14 protein-coding genes are annotated in these 16,279 nt (G+C 69.6%); 9 read left to right on the top strand and 5 right to left on the bottom strand.

Annotation, left to right across the window (positions count from 1 at the left end):
- Position 1: 1 nt before the first annotated feature.
- Positions 2 to 1,273 carry a phospholipid carrier-dependent glycosyltransferase gene (locus GRI72_RS06855; protein ID WP_160733168.1) on the bottom strand — a complete coding sequence of 424 codons (1,272 nt, stop codon included), beginning with the start codon at positions 1,271 to 1,273 and terminating at the stop codon, positions 2 to 4.
- Positions 1,274 to 1,796: 523 nt separating this feature from the next.
- On the opposite strand from GRI72_RS06855, the gene GRI72_RS06850 reads away from it, so the two are divergent.
- The 4 genes from GRI72_RS06850 to apaG all read left to right on the top strand — a co-directional run bounded on the left by GRI72_RS06850 (position 1,797) and on the right by apaG (position 5,801).
- The gene (locus tag GRI72_RS06850; protein ID WP_160733167.1) at positions 1,797 to 2,024 is read left to right on the top strand and encodes a hypothetical protein; all 228 of its coding nucleotides are present in this window, start codon (positions 1,797 to 1,799) and stop codon (positions 2,022 to 2,024) included.
- Between the two features lie 92 nt (positions 2,025 to 2,116).
- Entirely contained in the window at positions 2,117 to 3,322 is a 1,206-nt protein-coding gene (locus GRI72_RS06845) for a trans-sulfuration enzyme family protein (protein ID WP_160733166.1), read from the top strand.
- 53 nt (positions 3,323 to 3,375) lie between these two features.
- A complete protein-coding gene (locus tag GRI72_RS06840; protein WP_160733165.1) occupies positions 3,376 to 5,334 on the top strand; it encodes an alpha/beta hydrolase family protein in 1,959 nt (652 codons plus the stop codon).
- Positions 5,335 to 5,402: 68 nt separating this feature from the next.
- Entirely contained in the window at positions 5,403 to 5,801 is a 399-nt protein-coding gene (apaG, locus tag GRI72_RS06835) for a Co2+/Mg2+ efflux protein ApaG (protein WP_160733164.1), read from the top strand.
- A 49-nt stretch (positions 5,802 to 5,850) separates the two neighbouring features.
- On the opposite strand, the gene GRI72_RS06830 is transcribed toward apaG, so the two are convergent.
- Together GRI72_RS06830 and GRI72_RS06825 are read right to left on the bottom strand one after the other, a co-directional pair.
- Positions 5,851 to 7,350, bottom strand: a complete 1,500-nt coding sequence (locus tag GRI72_RS06830) for a Ppx/GppA family phosphatase (RefSeq protein WP_160733163.1) — start codon at positions 7,348 to 7,350, stop codon at positions 5,851 to 5,853.
- The gene (locus GRI72_RS06825; protein WP_160733162.1) at positions 7,347 to 9,530 is read right to left on the bottom strand and encodes an RNA degradosome polyphosphate kinase; all 2,184 of its coding nucleotides are present in this window, start codon (positions 9,528 to 9,530) and stop codon (positions 7,347 to 7,349) included. Before GRI72_RS06825 ends, GRI72_RS06830 begins: the two co-directional genes overlap by 4 nt.
- Positions 9,531 to 9,635: 105 nt before the next feature.
- Here GRI72_RS06825 and GRI72_RS06820 point away from each other — a divergent pair, with 105 nt between their 5' ends.
- Positions 9,636 to 10,460: a LysR substrate-binding domain-containing protein gene (locus tag GRI72_RS06820; protein ID WP_160733161.1), complete on the top strand. Its 825-nt coding sequence runs from the start codon at positions 9,636 to 9,638 to the stop codon at positions 10,458 to 10,460.
- On the opposite strand, the gene GRI72_RS06815 is transcribed toward GRI72_RS06820, so the two are convergent.
- Positions 10,457 to 10,762, bottom strand: coding sequence for a hypothetical protein (locus GRI72_RS06815; protein WP_160733160.1), 306 nt, complete (start codon positions 10,760 to 10,762; stop codon positions 10,457 to 10,459). The genes GRI72_RS06820 and GRI72_RS06815 overlap by 4 nt on opposite strands.
- 4 nt (positions 10,763 to 10,766) lie before the next feature.
- Positions 10,767 to 10,928 carry a peptide ABC transporter permease gene (locus GRI72_RS06810; RefSeq protein WP_160733159.1) on the bottom strand — a complete coding sequence of 54 codons (162 nt, stop codon included), beginning with the start codon at positions 10,926 to 10,928 and terminating at the stop codon, positions 10,767 to 10,769.
- A 109-nt stretch (positions 10,929 to 11,037) separates the two neighbouring features.
- Between GRI72_RS06810 and smpB the strand changes: the two genes are divergently transcribed.
- The 4 genes from smpB to GRI72_RS06790 all read left to right on the top strand — a co-directional run bounded on the left by smpB (position 11,038) and on the right by GRI72_RS06790 (position 16,270).
- Positions 11,038 to 11,520, top strand: a complete 483-nt coding sequence (gene smpB / locus GRI72_RS06805) for an SsrA-binding protein SmpB (RefSeq protein WP_160733158.1) — start codon at positions 11,038 to 11,040, stop codon at positions 11,518 to 11,520.
- A 133-nt stretch (positions 11,521 to 11,653) separates the two neighbouring features.
- The gene (locus tag GRI72_RS06800) at positions 11,654 to 12,244 is read left to right on the top strand and encodes a DUF2062 domain-containing protein (protein WP_160733157.1); all 591 of its coding nucleotides are present in this window, start codon (positions 11,654 to 11,656) and stop codon (positions 12,242 to 12,244) included.
- A gap of 32 nt (positions 12,245 to 12,276) precedes the next feature.
- Entirely contained in the window at positions 12,277 to 14,706 is a 2,430-nt protein-coding gene (locus GRI72_RS06795; RefSeq protein ID WP_160733250.1) for a hybrid sensor histidine kinase/response regulator, read from the top strand.
- Positions 14,707 to 14,788: 82 nt separating this feature from the next.
- A complete protein-coding gene (locus GRI72_RS06790) occupies positions 14,789 to 16,270 on the top strand; it encodes a DUF4139 domain-containing protein (protein ID WP_160733156.1) in 1,482 nt (493 codons plus the stop codon).
- Positions 16,271 to 16,279: the final 9 nt, after the last annotated feature.

The raw sequence follows: 16,279 nt of genomic DNA, 5'->3' as shown, positions 1-16,279 counted from the left end.
CCTAGCGCCAGCCGGGCAGCCAGGTCCAGGCGACGAAGGCGTGCCTGTCCGCCAGCGGCGCGGCGCTGAGGATCGGGTAGAACCAGGCGAACAGCGCCAGGCTGGCGGCCAGCGTCCCCGCCGCGAGGCCGCGCCGGCCGCGCTGCCACAGCGCGTCGAGCGCGAGGGCCAGCGCACCGAGCAGGAAGCAGCTCGGCAGGAAATAGTGGTAATAGAACTGGACCGGCTTGTTCACCACTATCCAGAAACCGAGGCTGACCGCATAGAGCACGACGATGGCCAGCGCCGCGCGCTCGCCTGCCAGCGCGCGCCACGCGGCCCAGCCAAGCGCGGGGAGGCCGAGCAGCATCGTCAGCGGGTTGCCCAGCAGCACGATCCCGCGGTGCGCGCCCTCGATCGGCTCGTAGAGATACCAGATGGCACGCAGGTTCAGCACCCATTCGGCCCAGCGCGACTGGTAGGGGTGCGGTTCGACCACGCTTTCCTGCAGGGCGACGATCTCGCGGTGCAGGGCGACGAAGCCGTTGGCCGGCAGGGCCCCGGTGGACAGGAAATAGGCCGGCAGGAACGTCAGCCAGTAGACCGCCAGCGGCACGAGGCCGAGCCAGATCGCCGCCTCGGCCAGCGAAAGGCCGGGAACGGGAATGCCGCGCCGGCTGGTCAGCAGGCGCCGCCGGCCCGCCGCCAGCCGCGCGGCGAAGAAAGCGAGACCCGGCACGACTGCCAGCGGCACCGCGTTCCACTTCGCCGCCATCGACAGGCCCAGCGCGACCCCGGCGACCGCCAGCCGCCGGCGGCCCGTTTCCGGCTCGCGCACCGCAGCCGCGCATTGCCACAGCGCCAGCGCGAAGAAAGCGACGGAGAACACGTCGAGCATGGCGATCCGGCTGTGAACGAACAGCGCGAATCCGCTGGCGAGCAGGATGGCGTAGGCGATCGCCGCAAAGCGCGATGCGGTCGCGAACCAGGCCGCGCGGGAGAACGCGAACAGCGCGCCCGCACCGGCGAGCGCGGGCATCGTCCGCCAGCCCCAGGCGTGGTCGCCGAACAGCGCGATGCCCAGCGCGATGAGTTCCTTGCCCAGCAGCGGATGCTCGCGGTTGAGGTACGCCCCCCCTCCCAGCAGCTCGCGTGCCGCGGGAAGATAGTGGATCTCGTCGAAATAGGGATCGCCGGGGACCGAGATGCGCACGAGGCACAGGCCGAGGAAAGCGATTGCGATTGCGGCGCAGGCTCCGATCGGGTCGCGCTGGTGATCGTGCGCCGGGCTCATCGCGCGGACGGATAGTGTCCGTCCCGCGATGGGGCAAGTCCGGGCACCCGGGGATTTATACTTAACAGGCGGTGCACGCCCGGTGTATGCAGCCGCCAAAGAGAACAGCCCGCCGCTGCGCGCGATTCGCGCAACGAGCGGGACAACTTTTCCGAAGGCACTTGGTCGGGGCGCTCCACAACGGAGGGATTCGATGGCTCGTCACTGGGCATGTACGCTATTCGGTCACAAGGTTCGGCGAAAACGCGTTCGCCGCGAAGGCACGACATACGTCGGCAGGTGCCGCTGGTGCCGCACTCTCATGGTCCGCACGCCGGACGGATGGACACCGGGCACGCCCGAGTCGCCCGACCTTCCCGGCAGCTCCCACCTCAGCCCGTCCTGATCCACGAGGCGTTGTATCTATACGACGGGCCGAGTTCATGTATTTTCACAAAAGGGCTTGGAGTTACGGGAACGATCTGCTTAGGTCCTTCATTGTCCTCGGTGATGTAACATCCATGGAACGGAAGGGTCAGTTTGTATGAAGCTTCGTAATTTCTTTTTCGCGACCGCCGCGGCATCGCTCGCGGCTGCTCCGGTGGCGGCGCAGGCCCAGGCGGCCGATCGCGCCGCGCAGCCGGTTGCCGGTGAGTCGGAACTGGCCGGTTCGGGGATCAGCGCCGGCCTGATCATCGCCGCGCTGGCGGCTATCGGCATGGTCATCCTGATCGTCTCCGAAGACGATGACGAGGATCCGGTCAGCGTCTGACGCGCCGATCGCTTGGAATAGGGAAAGGGCGGCGCCGCGGCGCCGCCCTTTTTCGTTGCGCTGCCCGCCCGCGCGCCGTTAGAGCGCCGGCGATGAAGAAGACGATCGGCATGGATCGCGCGGTGACCCGCAAATGGCGCCCGGCCACCCGGGCCGTGCGCGGCGGCACCTGGCGCAGCGAGCACGGGGAAACGAGCGAGGCGCTGTTCCTCACCTCCGGCTATACCTACGACGACGCGGCCACCGTCGCCGCCCGTTTCGCGGGGGAGGAGGAGGGGATGACCTATTCCCGCCTGCAGAACCCGACGGTCGCCATGCTGGAGGAACGCATCGCCCTGATGGAAGGGGCGGAGGCCTGCCGCGCCCAGGCCAGCGGCATGGCGGCGATGACCGCGGCGCTGCTGTGCCAGCTTTCGGTCGGCGATCACGTCGTGGCCGCCCGTGCCGCCTTCGGCTCTTGCCGTTGGCTGGTCGATCACCTGTGCCCCCGCTTCGGGATCGAGACGACCGTGATCGACAGCGCGGACAATGCCGCGTGGGAAGCGGCGATCCGCCCGAACACCAAAGTCTTCTTCTTCGAGACCCCGGCCAACCCGACGCTTGACGTCGTCGATCTCGCCCATGTCTGCGGCCTCGCGCGGGCGAAGGGGATCACCACGGTGGTAGACAATGCCTTCGCCACCGCCGCGCTGCAGCGCCCGCTCGAATTCGGGGCCGACATCGTCGCCTACAGCGCGACCAAGCTGATGGATGGCCAGGGGCGCGTGCTGGCCGGCGCGGTCTGCGGCAGCCGCGAGTTCATCGATGAAACGCTGCTGCCGTTCCAGCGCAACACCGGGCCCAGCCTTTCCCCGTTCAACGCCTGGATCGTGCACAAGGGGCTGGAAACGCTGGACCTGCGCGCCCACCGGCAGAGCGAGAACGCGCTGGAACTCGGCCGGTTCGTCGAAGAACGCGGCCCCCGGGTGCTGCACCCGGGGCTCGAAAGCCATCCCGGCCATGCCCTCGCGGCGCGGCAGATGGATGCCTTCGGCCCGATCTTCGCGCTCGACCTCGGCAGCCGGGAGAAAGCCTTCGCCCTGCTCGACGCGCTCGAGCTGATCGACATCTCCAACAACATCGGCGATGCCCGCAGCCTCATGTGCCACCCGGCCAGCACGACCCACGCGGGCATGAGCGAGGACGCGCGCGCCGAGATGGGCGTGACCGAGGGGCTCCTGCGGATCAACGTCGGCCTCGAAGACCCGGAAGACCTGCGCGAAGACCTCGACCGCGCCCTGTCCGCGGCGGGCTTTTAATCGGGCGGACCCGGCGCTAGCTTTTCCCCCGGGAGCGAAACGGGGGGGAAGCAATGCGATCGTGGTCCGTCGGCCTGTTCACCGCGCTGCTGTCGCTGGCCGGTCCGGACGCGGCCACGGCGTCCGGGGTGGCGGTGCCCGAAGCCGGAGCGGAAACCGCCCCGCCCACGATCCCGGTCGAGGCCTTCACTGCGCCTGCCGGGCTTGCCGACGCCGAGCTTTCGGCCACGGGGGCCGCATTCGCCTATGTGCGGGTCGAGGACGGGAGGGCGATCCTCAAAGTCCATTCTTCCGACGACTTGCGGGCGCTTTCGGCGGTCGACCTGGGCAGTGCGGACGACGTCAACTGGTTCCGCTGGGCAGGGGACGACACCCTGCTCGTCTCGGTCATGCTGGAGCAGGAGAACAACCGCTATCACGCGCGCTTTTCGCGCCTCATGGCCTTCGATGTCCCGCGGCAGACGCTTCGCTACGTCGGGCTGAAGCAAGGGATCGTCGGCGATGACGTGATCCACGTCGATCGCGCGGGACGTTACTTCCTCCTCTCGGTACGGCGGGACCAGACCGCCAGCCCGGAAGTCTGGCGCGTGTCGCTGGACCAGGGCGAGGGCGCCGAACCCGAACGCGTGCAGGAAAAGACCCGAGGCGTGGACCGCTGGTGGGCCGACAATGCCGGGGTGGTGCGGCTGGGGATGCGGTTCAGCGAATACGGTTCGGCCCGGATATGGTATCGTTCGGGGCCCGGCGAGCCGTTCCGCAAGATCACGCGCGTTTCGGCTGGCAGCGATGCATGGTCGTACTGGCGCGAACCGAGCTTTAGGGCAGGCAGCGATCTCGGCTACGTCATGGCATCCGGCGACGGCGGACGCCGCGTCCTGCGAGAGATCGACTATCGCACGGGGGAACTGGGCCGCGTGGTCTACGAACATGCGGAATGGGATCTCGACCGTGCGGTCTACGACGCGTCCGGTCGGCTCCTGGGCGTCGTCTATACGGATGACGAGCCGCGCACCCACTGGTTCGACGGGGAATTGCGCGCGCTCCAGCAGCGGTTGCAGCAGGTTCTGCCGGGTAGCAACGTGAGGATGATCGACCTCGCCGGCACCGACCGGATGCTCGTGCGGCAGTCGGGGCCGGCCGATCCCGGCGGTCTCTATGTCTTCACGCCGGGCGAGGGCCGGCTCGACCTGGTCGGCAATATCAGGCCGCAGATCGACATCCGTCACCTGGCTCCATCGAGCGCGCATAGCTTCACTGCCCGCGACGGGACCGAGATTCGCGCCTACCTGACCCTGCCGCGCGGGAGCGGGCGCGAGCGACTGCCGTTGATCGTCATGCCTCACGGCGGACCCTTCGGCGTGCGCGACGCACTGGTCTACAGCGACTGGGTGCAGCTTCTCGCCAATCGTGGCTATGCCGTTCTCCAGCCCAATTTCCGCGGTTCCTCCGGCAGGGGCGAAGCGTTCGAGGCGCTGGGTGCCGGGCAGATCGGGGGCGCGATGCAGGACGACCTCGACGACGCGATGGACTGGGCGGTGGAAGCCGGATTCGCCGATCCCGCGCGCGTGTGCCTGGTGGGCGCCAGCTATGGCGGCTACGCGGCCCTCTGGGGTGCCATCCGCAACCCGGAGCGTTATCGCTGCGCGGCCAGTTACTCGGGCGTTACCGACTGGGAGGACATGCTGCGCCACGACCGGCGTTTCCTCCATCGTTCGACCTATTCGCAATGGCGCGAGCGCGTTCGGGGCGAGGAAGACTTCGACGAAGATGCGATATCCCCGGCGCGCCAGGCTCGCCGGCTGTCCCGGCCGGTGTTCCTTGCCCAGGGGCGCCATGACAAGGTCGTGCCGCTGCGCCAGTTCACCCTGATGGTCGATGCCGCGAAGGACGCCGGCGTGGCCCTTGAAACTCTGGTGCTGGACGACACGCACCACCTCGAAGACCCCGAGAACGAGGCCGAGTTCCTGTCGGCCCTGCTCGATTTTCTTCATCGGCATAACCCGGCGGATTGAGATTTGCCGCCCGGCGCGCAATCCGGCCTTTACCGTCCGCCACCGGTGCCTCTATCCTTGGTGTCGCGATGAAACAGCTGTTCCAACACGCCGCGATCACTGAGGGGATCACCGTTCGGGTGGCGGTGAATTTCCTGCCCGAGCAGTCGCAGCCCGAGGCGGGGAAGTGGTTCTGGGTCTATCATATCCGGATCGAGAACGGATCGACCGAGCGGGTCCAGCTGATGACCCGGCACTGGCGAATCACCGATGCGCGCGGGGCGGTGAACCTCGTCGATGGCGAGGGCGTGGTGGGTGAAATGCCGGTCCTGACCCCGGGCGAAAGCCACGATTACGTGTCGGGCTGCCCGCTGCCGACTCCGCACGGGTCGATGGAAGGGTTCTATACCTTCCATCGCGCCGACGGCACGCCGCTGGAAGTGCGAATTCCCTATTTTCCGCTCGCCGCCCCCGCCACCGCGGACTAGCGCGCCCGGTATCGCGCCGGCGGGCCCGCGAAAGGCGCCCTCCGCGCGGCTAGGCCGTAATCTGCAACTCGGGCGCGAGGTCCATCCAGTCCGACAGCCCGGCGAGGTCGCGCATGACCCCTTCGCCGGCCAGCGCGGCGCGGCTTTCGTCGAGCCGCAGGACCAGTTTCTTCTTCGTGCGGGCCAGCGCGCTGGTCATCAGCGATACGCGCGAGGTCGCGCCCAGCCGCCGGGCGAGGCGCATGGCGAGGCCCCAGGCCATGGCCTCGCGCAAGTCCTCCTCGCTCGCCAGGGCACCGACGCGCGTGGGCCAGGCGGTCTTGTTGCAACTGCCCAGAAGCATGGCCGCGATCATGGCCCGCCCGCGCGCGTCGAGGCCGACCCAGCGCTTGTCCAGCGCCCATTCGAGTGCCTGGCTGGTGCGGAAATTGGGCTCCACCCGGTGCAGCGCCAACGACAGGAGCGCCCCGGCGAGGCGCAGGCGTTCGCTCTGCGGTCCGCCGCCGTCCGCGATATCGACGACCCAGGCGCTCATCAGCGCGGCATCGGTGATTGCGCTCTTCATCGGGGCGGCGAAGTCGGCCACGGCGACGATCAGCGGATCCTTGTCGCGTTCCAGCGGTTCGAGCCGCTGGTAGAGCAGCCCTTCGCGCAGGCCCCAGCTGGAAAAGACCAGCCCTTCGGGCTCCAGTTCGCGCAGCATGACCTGCAGCAGGGCCGCGGCATCGGGCAGGGCCCCCGCGCGCGCGGAGCCGATCCCGTCGATCTCCGCCAGCTGCGCCGGATCGCTCCCGGCCACCTTGCCGGCGACTTTCGCCGCCTGCCCGCGCGTGAGGCGGAAGCCGTGCGGATCGGTAAGGGGGTAGTCGTCGGAGCGCATGGCATAGGCCGCGAGCGCGCGCCAGGTGCCGCCGACCATGTAGAGCGGCCCCGGCTGCGCGGCGGCCCAGCCGGCTTTCTTCAGCGTCTTTTCCACCGCCCGTTCGAACGCGCCCGCCTTGCCGGCGCGCAGGGCCGGCAACCGCAGCGTGCCGAGCGGCAGGCTGTCCCCGTCGCGGCACTGGCCGTCCTCTATCCCGACCAGCTCGAGGCTGCCGCCGCCGAGGTCGGCGATGACCCCGCGCGCCCCGGCAAATGCGCCGATGACGCCGTAGGCCGAGGCGATCGCCTCTTCCTCCCCCGTCAGCAGGCGTGGTTCCAGCCCCAGGGCCCGGACGCTTTCGAGGAACTCGGGGCCGTTTTCCGCCTCGCGCGCGGCGGCCGTGGCCACGGTCTGGACGTCGTGGACGTCGAGCTCGCGCGTCAGCAGGGCGAAGCGGGCCAGCGCGGCCAGCGCCTGTTCGCGGGCCTCGCCCGGAATGCGCCCGGTCGCCGCCAGGTCGCGCCCGAGGCGGGCGACGACTTTCTCGTTCCACATCGTGCGCGGGCTGCGCGGCGGGCCATCGTAGACCACCAGCCGCACGGTGTTGGAGCCGATGTCGATCACCGCGCGGCGATCGTCGTGGCCGGGGCGCAGCGCGCGCAGGGACAGGGGGCGATAGGCGGTCATGCGGGATCGTCCTCCAGCCGCAGCTTGGGCACGGCCCCGGCCTTCAGCGCGGCGCCGCGGCCGGAAAGCGACGGATTGCTCATGAAATAGTCGTGGCAGTTGAAGCCTTCGGCCTCGCCCCCTTCGGCGCCGGGCGGCACGCGCATCCGTTCATACTGCCCGTCGGGCCGCAGGAGCCAGCTCTGTTCGGTGTCGAGGATATTGGCCAGCATGACCTGGTCCAGCACCTGGTCGTGCACGGTCCGGTTCACCATCGGCACCATGACTTCCACCCGCCGGTCGAGGTTGCGGCTCATCGCGTCGGCCGAGGTCAGGTAGACCTGTGCGTGCTTGCTGGGCAGGCGGTGCCCGTTGGCGAAGGCCCAGATGCGGCTGTGTTCGAGGAAGCGGCCGATGATCGACTTGACCTGGATGTTCTCCGACAGGCCGGGCACCCCGGCACGCAGCGAGCAGATGCCGCGCACGACGAGCTGGATCTCGACCCCGGCGGCGCTCGCCTCGTAGAGCTTGTCGATCACCTCGCGGTGGGTGATCGCGTTCAGCTTGGCCCAGATCCCGGCCGGCTTGCCCGCGCGGGCATTGGCGATCTCGCGGTCGATCAGTTCGAACAGGCGCTGCTTCAGGCCCAGGGGCGAGATCGCGATCCGCTCGGTCCCGCGCGGCTCGACATAGCCGGTGACGAAGTTGAACAGCTTGGCCGCGTCGCGCCCCAGCGCAGGGTCGGCGGTGAAATAGCTGAGATCGGTGTAAATCCGCGCATTGGTGGGGTGATAGTTGCCCGTGCCGAAATGGCAGTAGGTGCGGTAGCCGTCCTCCTCGCGGCGGACCACGAGGCTGACCTTGGCGTGGGTCTTCCACTCCATGAAACCGTAAATCACCTGCACGCCGGCCCGTTCCAGCTCGGTCGCCCAGCGAATATTGCGTTCTTCGTCGAAGCGGGCCTTCAGTTCGACCACCGCGGTCACCGCCTTGCCCGCCTGCGCGGCGTCGATCAGCGCCGCGATCACCGGCGATTGGTCGCCCGCGCGGTAGAGCGTCTGCTTGATCGAGACGACTGCCGGGTCGGTCGCTGCCTGGTGCAGGAAATCGACCACCACCTCGAAGCTCTCGTAAGGGTGGTGGATCACGATGTCCTTCTCGCGGATCGCGGAAAAGCAGTCGCCGTCGTGCGCCAGGATCCGTTCGGGGTAGCGGGGGGAAAAGGGCGCGAACTTCAGATCCGGGCGCGGTTCGGCGCAGATCGCGTCGAGATGGCGCAGCCCCAGCATCCCTTCGGACTTGATGGTCATGGCCGCGTCGACGTCGAACTGTTCGCGCAGCAGCGTCTCGGCCGCGGGGTCGCATTCGCGGTCCAGCTCCAGCAGGACCGCGCGGCCGCGGCGGCGGCGCTGGATCGCGGTGCGGAAGAACCGGACGAGGTCCTCCGCCTCTTCCTCCACCTCGATGTCGCTGTCGCGCAGGACGCGGAACAGCCCGTCGCCCAGGATCTTGAAGCCGGGGAAAAGCTGCGCGGCATAGCGCACGATCAGCTTCTCGATCGCGACGTAGACCGCTTGCTTGCCCGGCAGCCGGACGAAGCGCGGGGCGCCGCTGGGTATCAGGACCATTTCGACCAGGTCCGCCTGCCGCCGGCCGCGCTTGAGCCGGAACAGCACCCCCATCCCGAGGTTCGCGACGAAGGGGAAGGGGTGCGACGGGTCGATCGCCTGCGGGGTGATCAGCGGCAGGATGTCGGTGGTGAAATAGTCTTCCAGCCAGGCCTGCTGCCGATCGTCGAGCTGGTCGATCTCGGCGATCAGGATCCCTTCGTCGGCCAGCAGGCCGCGCAGCGTGCCCAGCGCGCGCTGCTGGCGCGCCTCGACCGCCAGGACCTGTTCGCGGATCGCGGCCAGTTGCTGGCGGGGATCGAGCCCGTCGATCGCGGTCGTTTCGATCCCGCGGTTGGCCTGGCCTTCCAGCCCGGCGACGCGAATCATCGTGAATTCGTCGAGGTTGCTGGCCGAAATCGACAGGAACCGCAGCCGCTCGAGCAGCGGATAGCGTTCGTTTTCCGACTCGGCCAGGACGCGGCGATTGAACGAGAGCCACGACAGTTCGCGGTTCACGTAGCGTTCGCCCGCCGCCGCCGCGGCGCTGCCCCCTTCGGCCGGTTCGGCCGCGCCTTGCGTGAATGCGTTCATGCGACGTGCCAAGCTCCGCCGCCCCCTTGGTGGCTGCGTGTTACCGATCTGTTACACCCGGCGAGATTGCGGCGCCAGCGCCTTGGCGCTATCCGCATCGGCACGATGAAGCGTACGCACCTGCCCTTGAACGCGCTGCGCGTCTACGACGCGGCTGCCCGCCACCTGAGCTTTACCCGCGCCGCGGACGAGCTTGCCGTGACCCCGGCCGCGGTCGGCCAGCAGATTCGCGCGCTGGAAGATCATCTCGGCACCGTCCTGTTCCGCCGCACGTCCAAGGGGCTGGAACTGACCGAAGAGGGGATGGCCGGGCTCGATTCGCTGCGCGAAGGGTTCCTGAAGTTCGAGGAATCGGTCCAGTCGATGCAGGCCGGCCAGGCCAGCGACCGCTACACGATCGCGGCCCCGCGCGAGTTCTACGCCCAGTGGCTGGCCCCGCGCCTGGCCGCCTTCCGCGAGGATAACCCGGGCATCCGGTTCCGCTTCGTCGCCGACGAGAACGCCGATTTCACCGAGACGAACCTCGATTTCGCGGTTCGCCTGGTCGATGGGCCGGGCGAGCTGGAAGGGGTCGAGCTGGCGCCCGCGCGCCGCGTGGTGGTCGCGGCCAGCGGCGCCTCTGCCGAAGTGCTCGACAACTGGATCGACTGGCCGGGCGCCCCGCTGCCCGAAGGCGCGGAAGCGAGCGTGGAAGTCGGCAATGCCGGGCAGGCGCTGTCGAGCGCGGTCGCCGGGCTCGGCAAGGCGGTCCTGCCGTACCTGCTGGTCGAGGACGCGCTGGCCGACGGCCGGCTGGAGGCGCTGGAGGGCCCGGACGAGGGGCGCCGTGCGTACTGGCTCGTCGCGCCGATGCCGCAGTGGCGGCAGAAGAAAGTGAAGGCGCTGGTCGCCTTCCTCACCGCGCAGGACGACCAGGGCCGCTTCGCCTAGCCCGCTTCGCCCGCGCGCAGCCAGGCGAGCGCGCCGGGGGCGAGCCCCTTGAACTTGGGCCAGCCGTCGCGCTGGTCGGCGAGCGGCGCGAGCAGCAGCGCGGCCCCTTCGGGCAATTGCCACTTGATCCGGTGATAGAGGCCGGACCTGTCCAGCGCGCTGCGGACCAGCCACAGGCCGTCGGCCAGCGGGTGCCCGTCGCCGTTGAGGTCGATCGCCTCGCCCTGCGCCGTCGGGTCGATCCACAGCAGGTAAAGGCGCGCGGGCCCGTCCGCCGCTTCTTCCGCGCTTTCCCCCGGCATCGCCTCAGCCGAACAGGCGCAGCGCGATCGCCAGGACGGCGAAGGCGACCAGCCCGGCGATGAAGATCGTGCGGTTGCGGCGCCGGCGCAGGATCACTTCGCCGCCGCGGGCATCGCGCGCGTCGATCCGCACGCGGTCTTCCGAATTGTGGTCGGGTTCGTGCATCTTCGGGTCTCCTTGTCCTGCCAACGGACGGGGGAGGGGGGGCGGTTCCCGCGCGCAGTGCCGATGGGGCTTTTCCATCGGCCCGCGAACCCCTACATGCCGCGGCCTTATGGCCCGTCCCAAGCCCGCCACGTTCGACAAGCAAAAGACCGTCGCCGAGAACCGGCGCGCGCGGTTCGATTATCATATCGAGGACAAGTTCGAGGCGGGGATCGCGCTCCAGGGGACCGAGGTGAAATCGCTGCGCGCGGGCGAGGCCTCGATCGCCGAAAGCTATGCCGAGGTGCGCGAGGGCGAAGTCTGGCTGGTCAACGCCAATATCCCCGAGTTCAGCCACGGCAACCGGTTCAACCACGAGCCGCGCCGCCCGCGCAAGCTGCTGCTCCACGCGCGCGAGATCGAACGCCTGTTCGGCGCGGTCGAGCGCAAGGGCATGACGCTGGTGCCGCTGTCGGTCTATTTCAACGCGACCGGGCGGGCGAAAGTGGAACTGGCCCTGGCCAAGGGCAAGCAGGCGCACGACAAGCGCCAGACGATCAAGGAGCGCGACTGGAAGCGCGACAAGGCGCGCCTCCTTCGCGAAAACCGCTGACCGCGCGCGCCGGCGTTCACGCGGTGGCCATCCGCGCGTTCGTACCCATATCGCGCGTGATGACCGGTTCGCCAGATTTCGCCGTGCCGCCCTTGCCCTCGCGCGGTGCCGCGCCCATTGCGATTGCAGGACGATGACCGGCAAGCCTTCCAAGACCTTCCTCGCCGACTGGCTGCGCAAGCACATGCCCACGCGCGAGACGATGGCGCGCAACAAGTACCTGGCGCCGATCGCCCACCGGTTCCTGACGCCCGAACTGTGGCGCTTCACCCGCCGCTCCGTCCCGCGGGGCGTCGCGCTGGGGCTGTTCGCCGCCTTCATCGTGCCGGTGGGCCAGATCTTCCTCGCCGCCTTCCTCGCCCTGCCGGCGCGGGCCAACGTGCCGGTTTCCGCGCTGGTGACATTCGTCACCAATCCCTTCACCCTGCCGTTCTGGCTGCTGGTGGCGAACAAGGTCGGGCGCTTCGTGCTGAAAGTGGACGCGGTGACGGTGGGCTTTGCCAACGACGAACTGGCCAGCGGCCGCTGGGCCTTCGCCATCGATGCCTTCCAGGTCGCGGGCGTGACGGCCTTCGGCTTCGTCGTCCTGTCGGTCGTCTCGGCGGCGCTGGGATACTTGTTGTCGAGCGTGATCTGGCGTCTGATCGTGGCGCGCAAGCGGGCGCGGCGGCTGCGCCAGATGGAGGCGCGGCTCGACCGGCGCCTGGAGGCGGGCGAGAGGTGAAGCCGGGGCAGGTGACCCGATCGCTCGGCGAAATGCCGCTGATCGCGGCGATCGCCGCCGCGCTGGTGGCCAGCGCGGGGCTGATCTGGCTGATCACGCGCGACGGTTCGATCGCGCTCGGCTATGCCGTCGGTCTGGCCGCGCTGATGGCCGCCGGCTACGCGATCGCGCGCATCCGGCCGAACACCCGGGAAGAGGCCTTCGCCGCGCCCGACTGGTCGGTGACGGTCGCCGCGATCGAACAGCCGGGCACCGCGATCGCCGTGACCGACCGGGCCAACCGGCTGGTCTGCGCCAATTCCGCCTATACCGACTGGTTCGGCATTGCCCAGGCACCGCCGAACCTCGCGCTCGACCGCGAATCGATGGAACGCCTGGTCCGCGCCGCGCGCGAGGCCTGGCGCGACGGGCGCGGCCTGGCCGAGCCGCTGGGCCGCGAAGGCGGCCCGGCCGGCTGGCGGGGGGAGGCCGAACGGGTCGGCCGCGGCAGCGATTACCTGGTCTGGCGCTTCACCCCGCTGACGCTGGAAGACCCGGTGGCGCGCATCGGCGAGTGGATCGCCGGCCCGCTGGGCGCGTTCCTGTCGCATTCGGGAATAGAGGCGGCGGTCGTCGGCACCGACGGCGCGATCCGCGCGGTCAGCACCGGTTTCGCCGAACGCGCGACCGGCGATCCCTCGGCCACGCTGGCGGGACAGGATTTCGTCGCCCAGCTGCGGTCCGACGATCGCGAGCGGATCTATTTCGCGCGCGAGGGGCGCCGCGGCACGCCGCAGATGCTGGTCCAGGTGGCGCTGGGCGATCCCGACGATGCCCGGCCCGCGCGCGCGGACGAGGTGCCTTCGCTGATGCTGCTGGTCGATAGCGGGGTGGGCATAGGCGGCGGCTGGGAAGGCGGCGGCAGCGTGGCCGCGACCCCGCAGCTGGAGGCGCTGCTCGGCGCCCTGCCGCTGGGCCTGGCGATGACCGACCGCGACGGCCGCTTCCTGTTCGCCAACGACGCCTTCCTGCGCGCCGTCGCGCGGGAAGAGGAAGGGCTGCCCCCGTTCCCGTCCGACCTCGTCGTGCGCGAAGACAAGAGCGCGCTGATCGACGCGGTCCGCCGGTTCGCCCGCGGGCCCGCGACCAGCGGAGACATGGCCGTGCGGCTGGTCCACCAGGCGGACGAGCCGGTTTCGCTGGGCCTCGCCGGGGTGCGCGGGCTGGGCGAGGCGGCGGTCCTGCTGAGCCTGGTCGACACGACCGAGGAAACCCGGCTGAAGCGCCAGGTCGCGCAGGCCACGAAGATGCAGGCCGTGGGCCAGCTGGCAGGCGGCGTGGCGCACGATTTCAACAACGTGCTGACCGCGATCATCGGTTACTGCGATCTCATGCTGCTGCGCCATACGCCGGGCGACAGCGATTACGACGATATCCAGCAGATCCGGGCCAATTCCAACCGCGCCGCCAGCCTGACGCGCCAGTTGCTCGCCTTCAGCCGCCAGCAGACGCTGCGGCCCGAGGTCCTGCAACTGCCCGACGTGGTGAGCGAGGTCAGCCAGCTGTTGAAACGGCTGCTGGGCGAAAAGATCGTGTTCCGCGTCCACCACGACCGCGACCTGGGCCCTGTGCGCGCCGACCCGCAGCAGCTCGAACAGGTGATCGTCAACCTCGCCGTCAACGCGCGCGACGCGATCCACGCGCGCGGCGACGGGACGGGCAAGCTCACGCTCGCCACGCGCCGCGTCTCCGCGGCGGACGTGCGCAAGATGGGGTCCGACATCATCCCGGTGGCCGATTACACCGTGCTGGTGGTGCAGGATAACGGCGGCGGCATTCCGCAAAGCCTGCTGGGCAAGATCTTCGAACCGTTCTTCACCACCAAGGAGCAGGGCAAGGGGACGGGCCTGGGCCTTTCGACCGTCTATGGCATCGTCAAGCAGTCGGGCGGGTTCATCTTCGCCGACAACGTCGCGGGGCCGGGCGGCGAGCCCGAAGGGGCGCGGTTCACGATCTACCTGCCGGTCCACCGCGGCACCGAACGGCGCGAGGCGCGCGAGGATGCCGCCGCGCGCGCCAGCGGCTGGTCGTCGGGCGGGCGCGTCCTGCTGGTGGAGGACGAGGACATGGTCCGCGCCGTCGCCGAACGCGCGCTCTCGCGCGCCGGGTACGAGGTGACGACGGCCTGCGACGGCGAGGAAGGGCTGGCCGCGATCGCCAACGGCGGGGCCTTCGACCTGATCGTGTCCGACGTCGTCATGCCGGGCATGGACGGCCCGGCGATGGTCCGCGCGGTCCGCAAGGTGCGGCCCGACCTGCCGGTCCTGTTCATGTCGGGCTACGCCGAAGAGCAGCTTCGCAGCGAGATCGACGTGGACGACATGCATTTCATCGCCAAGCCGTTCAGCGTCCAGCAGATCAGCGACGAGGTGGCGCGCGTCCTGGCCGAGAGCCGGGGCCGGGCGGGCGCAGATTCCACCTGACAGGGCGGGCGGGGGGCGTTAGCTTCCCTTCCCGGAGCCCTCCGGCACGATCGCCGGGGCCGGCCAGGGAGGGACTGCACCGATGCTTCGCACTTTCGCCGCCTGCAGCGCACTGTCTTTCACGCTCCTCACGCCCGCCGCGGTGGGCCAGGATGCCGCCGGGCAGACGGCGCAGGGCGATGTCTCGGTCACCATCTACAGCGATGGGCAGGCGCTGGTGCAGGACGTGCGCCAGCTGCCGATCGCGCGCGGGCGCAGCCGGATCGAGTTTCCCGACGTCTCGGGCGACATCCGGCCCGAAACGCTGAGCTTCAACGCCCCGGGCGCGGCGATCGTCGAGCAGAACTTCGACTTCGACCTGCTGACGCCGGGCAAGCTGATGGAAAAGGCGATCGGGCAGACCATCACGCTCGTGCGCACCAACCCGGCCACCGGCGCCGAGACCCGCGAACGCGCGACCGTGCTGTCCACCGCGGGCGGCGTCGTGGTGCGGATCGGCGACCGGATAGAGATCCTGCGCGACGACGGGTTGCCGGTGCGCGCGGTGTTCGACCGGGTGCCGCCCAACTTGCGCGCGCGGCCCACGCTGTCGGTCACGGTCGACAGTTCGGAGGCGGGCACGCGGCCGGCCGCGATCCGCTATCTCACCAGCGGGCTCGACTGGTCGGCCGATTACGTCGCGCTCTACGACGAAGGGGCCGGGACGATCGACATGCAGGGCTGGGTCACCCTGACGAACGAGACCGGCACGACCTTCCACGCCGCCGACACCCTGCTGGTCGCCGGCGACCCCGGCGGCGGCAGCTATCGCCGGGCGGGCCGCGGCGGCATGGTGCGGCCGGGGACCGAGAGCGCGGGGCGCGAGCGGGTCGGCGATTTCTACCTCTACCCGATCGGCGCGCGCACGACGATCGCGAACAACCAGACCAAGCAGGTCAGCTTTCTCGACGTGCAGGGCGTGCCCGCGCGCAAGGTCTATGCGCGCACGGTCGGCTGGCTGGCGAGCGACAGCGATCCGGTCAACGTGGCGAGCGAGATCGCCTTCTCCTCCTCGCGCGAGGGCGGGCTTGGCGATGCCCTGCCGGAAGGGGCGGTCCGCTTCTACCAGCGCGACAGCCGCGGGAACGCCCAGTTCATCGGCGAGAACTTCATCGATCACACGCCGATGGGCAGCGAGCTGAGCCTGCGCACCGGCCAGGCCTTCGACATCTTCGTGCAGGCCGAAGTCGAAAGCCGCGAGACGATCAGCGCCGCCGAATGGCAGCGCAGCGCGCGCTATCGCGTGATCCGCGAAGGCGAGACGGTGGAGGAAGTCGAGGTCGAACGGCCGACGAATTTCTACCGCACGACGATGCGCTACACCTTCACCAACGCCAAGGCCGCGCCGGTCGAGGTCGATCTCGTCCAGGCCGGGCTCGACCGTGGCTGGTGGGGCAACGACTATCGCATCGTCAGCGAGGACCTGCCCGGGCAGCAACTGAACATCGACCGGCGCAAGTGGACGGTCCCCGTCCCGGCCGAAGGCGAGCGCGTCGTCCGCGTCACTTACGAAACCCGGTTCTGAGCGGGTCGG

The organism is Pelagerythrobacter marinus, from assembly GCF_009827515.1.
GTDB classification, from domain to species: Bacteria; Pseudomonadota; Alphaproteobacteria; order Sphingomonadales; family Sphingomonadaceae; genus Pelagerythrobacter; species Pelagerythrobacter marinus.
This window is presented reverse-complemented; position numbering and strand designations above follow the sequence as displayed.

Excerpts from the sequence above, each read along its gene's own strand:
- GRI72_RS06855 (WP_160733168.1), bottom strand. The coding sequence starts at position 1,273 with ATGAGCCCGGCGCACGATCACCAGCGCGACCCGATCGGAGCCTGCGCC.
- GRI72_RS06850 (WP_160733167.1), top strand. The coding sequence starts at position 1,797 with ATGAAGCTTCGTAATTTCTTTTTCGCGACCGCCGCGGCATCGCTCGCG.
- GRI72_RS06845 (WP_160733166.1), top strand. The coding sequence starts at position 2,117 with ATGAAGAAGACGATCGGCATGGATCGCGCGGTGACCCGCAAATGGCGC.
- GRI72_RS06840 (WP_160733165.1), top strand. The coding sequence starts at position 3,376 with ATGCGATCGTGGTCCGTCGGCCTGTTCACCGCGCTGCTGTCGCTGGCC.
- apaG (WP_160733164.1), top strand. The coding sequence starts at position 5,403 with ATGAAACAGCTGTTCCAACACGCCGCGATCACTGAGGGGATCACCGTT.
- GRI72_RS06830 (WP_160733163.1), bottom strand. The coding sequence starts at position 7,350 with ATGACCGCCTATCGCCCCCTGTCCCTGCGCGCGCTGCGCCCCGGCCAC.
- GRI72_RS06825 (WP_160733162.1), bottom strand. The coding sequence starts at position 9,530 with ATGAACGCATTCACGCAAGGCGCGGCCGAACCGGCCGAAGGGGGCAGC.
- GRI72_RS06820 (WP_160733161.1), top strand. The coding sequence starts at position 9,636 with ATGAAGCGTACGCACCTGCCCTTGAACGCGCTGCGCGTCTACGACGCG.
- GRI72_RS06815 (WP_160733160.1), bottom strand. The coding sequence starts at position 10,762 with ATGCCGGGGGAAAGCGCGGAAGAAGCGGCGGACGGGCCCGCGCGCCTT.
- GRI72_RS06810 (WP_160733159.1), bottom strand. The coding sequence starts at position 10,928 with ATGCACGAACCCGACCACAATTCGGAAGACCGCGTGCGGATCGACGCG.
- smpB (WP_160733158.1), top strand. The coding sequence starts at position 11,038 with ATGGCCCGTCCCAAGCCCGCCACGTTCGACAAGCAAAAGACCGTCGCC.
- GRI72_RS06800 (WP_160733157.1), top strand. The coding sequence starts at position 11,654 with ATGACCGGCAAGCCTTCCAAGACCTTCCTCGCCGACTGGCTGCGCAAG.
- GRI72_RS06795 (WP_160733250.1), top strand. The coding sequence starts at position 12,277 with ATGCCGCTGATCGCGGCGATCGCCGCCGCGCTGGTGGCCAGCGCGGGG.
- GRI72_RS06790 (WP_160733156.1), top strand. The coding sequence starts at position 14,789 with ATGCTTCGCACTTTCGCCGCCTGCAGCGCACTGTCTTTCACGCTCCTC.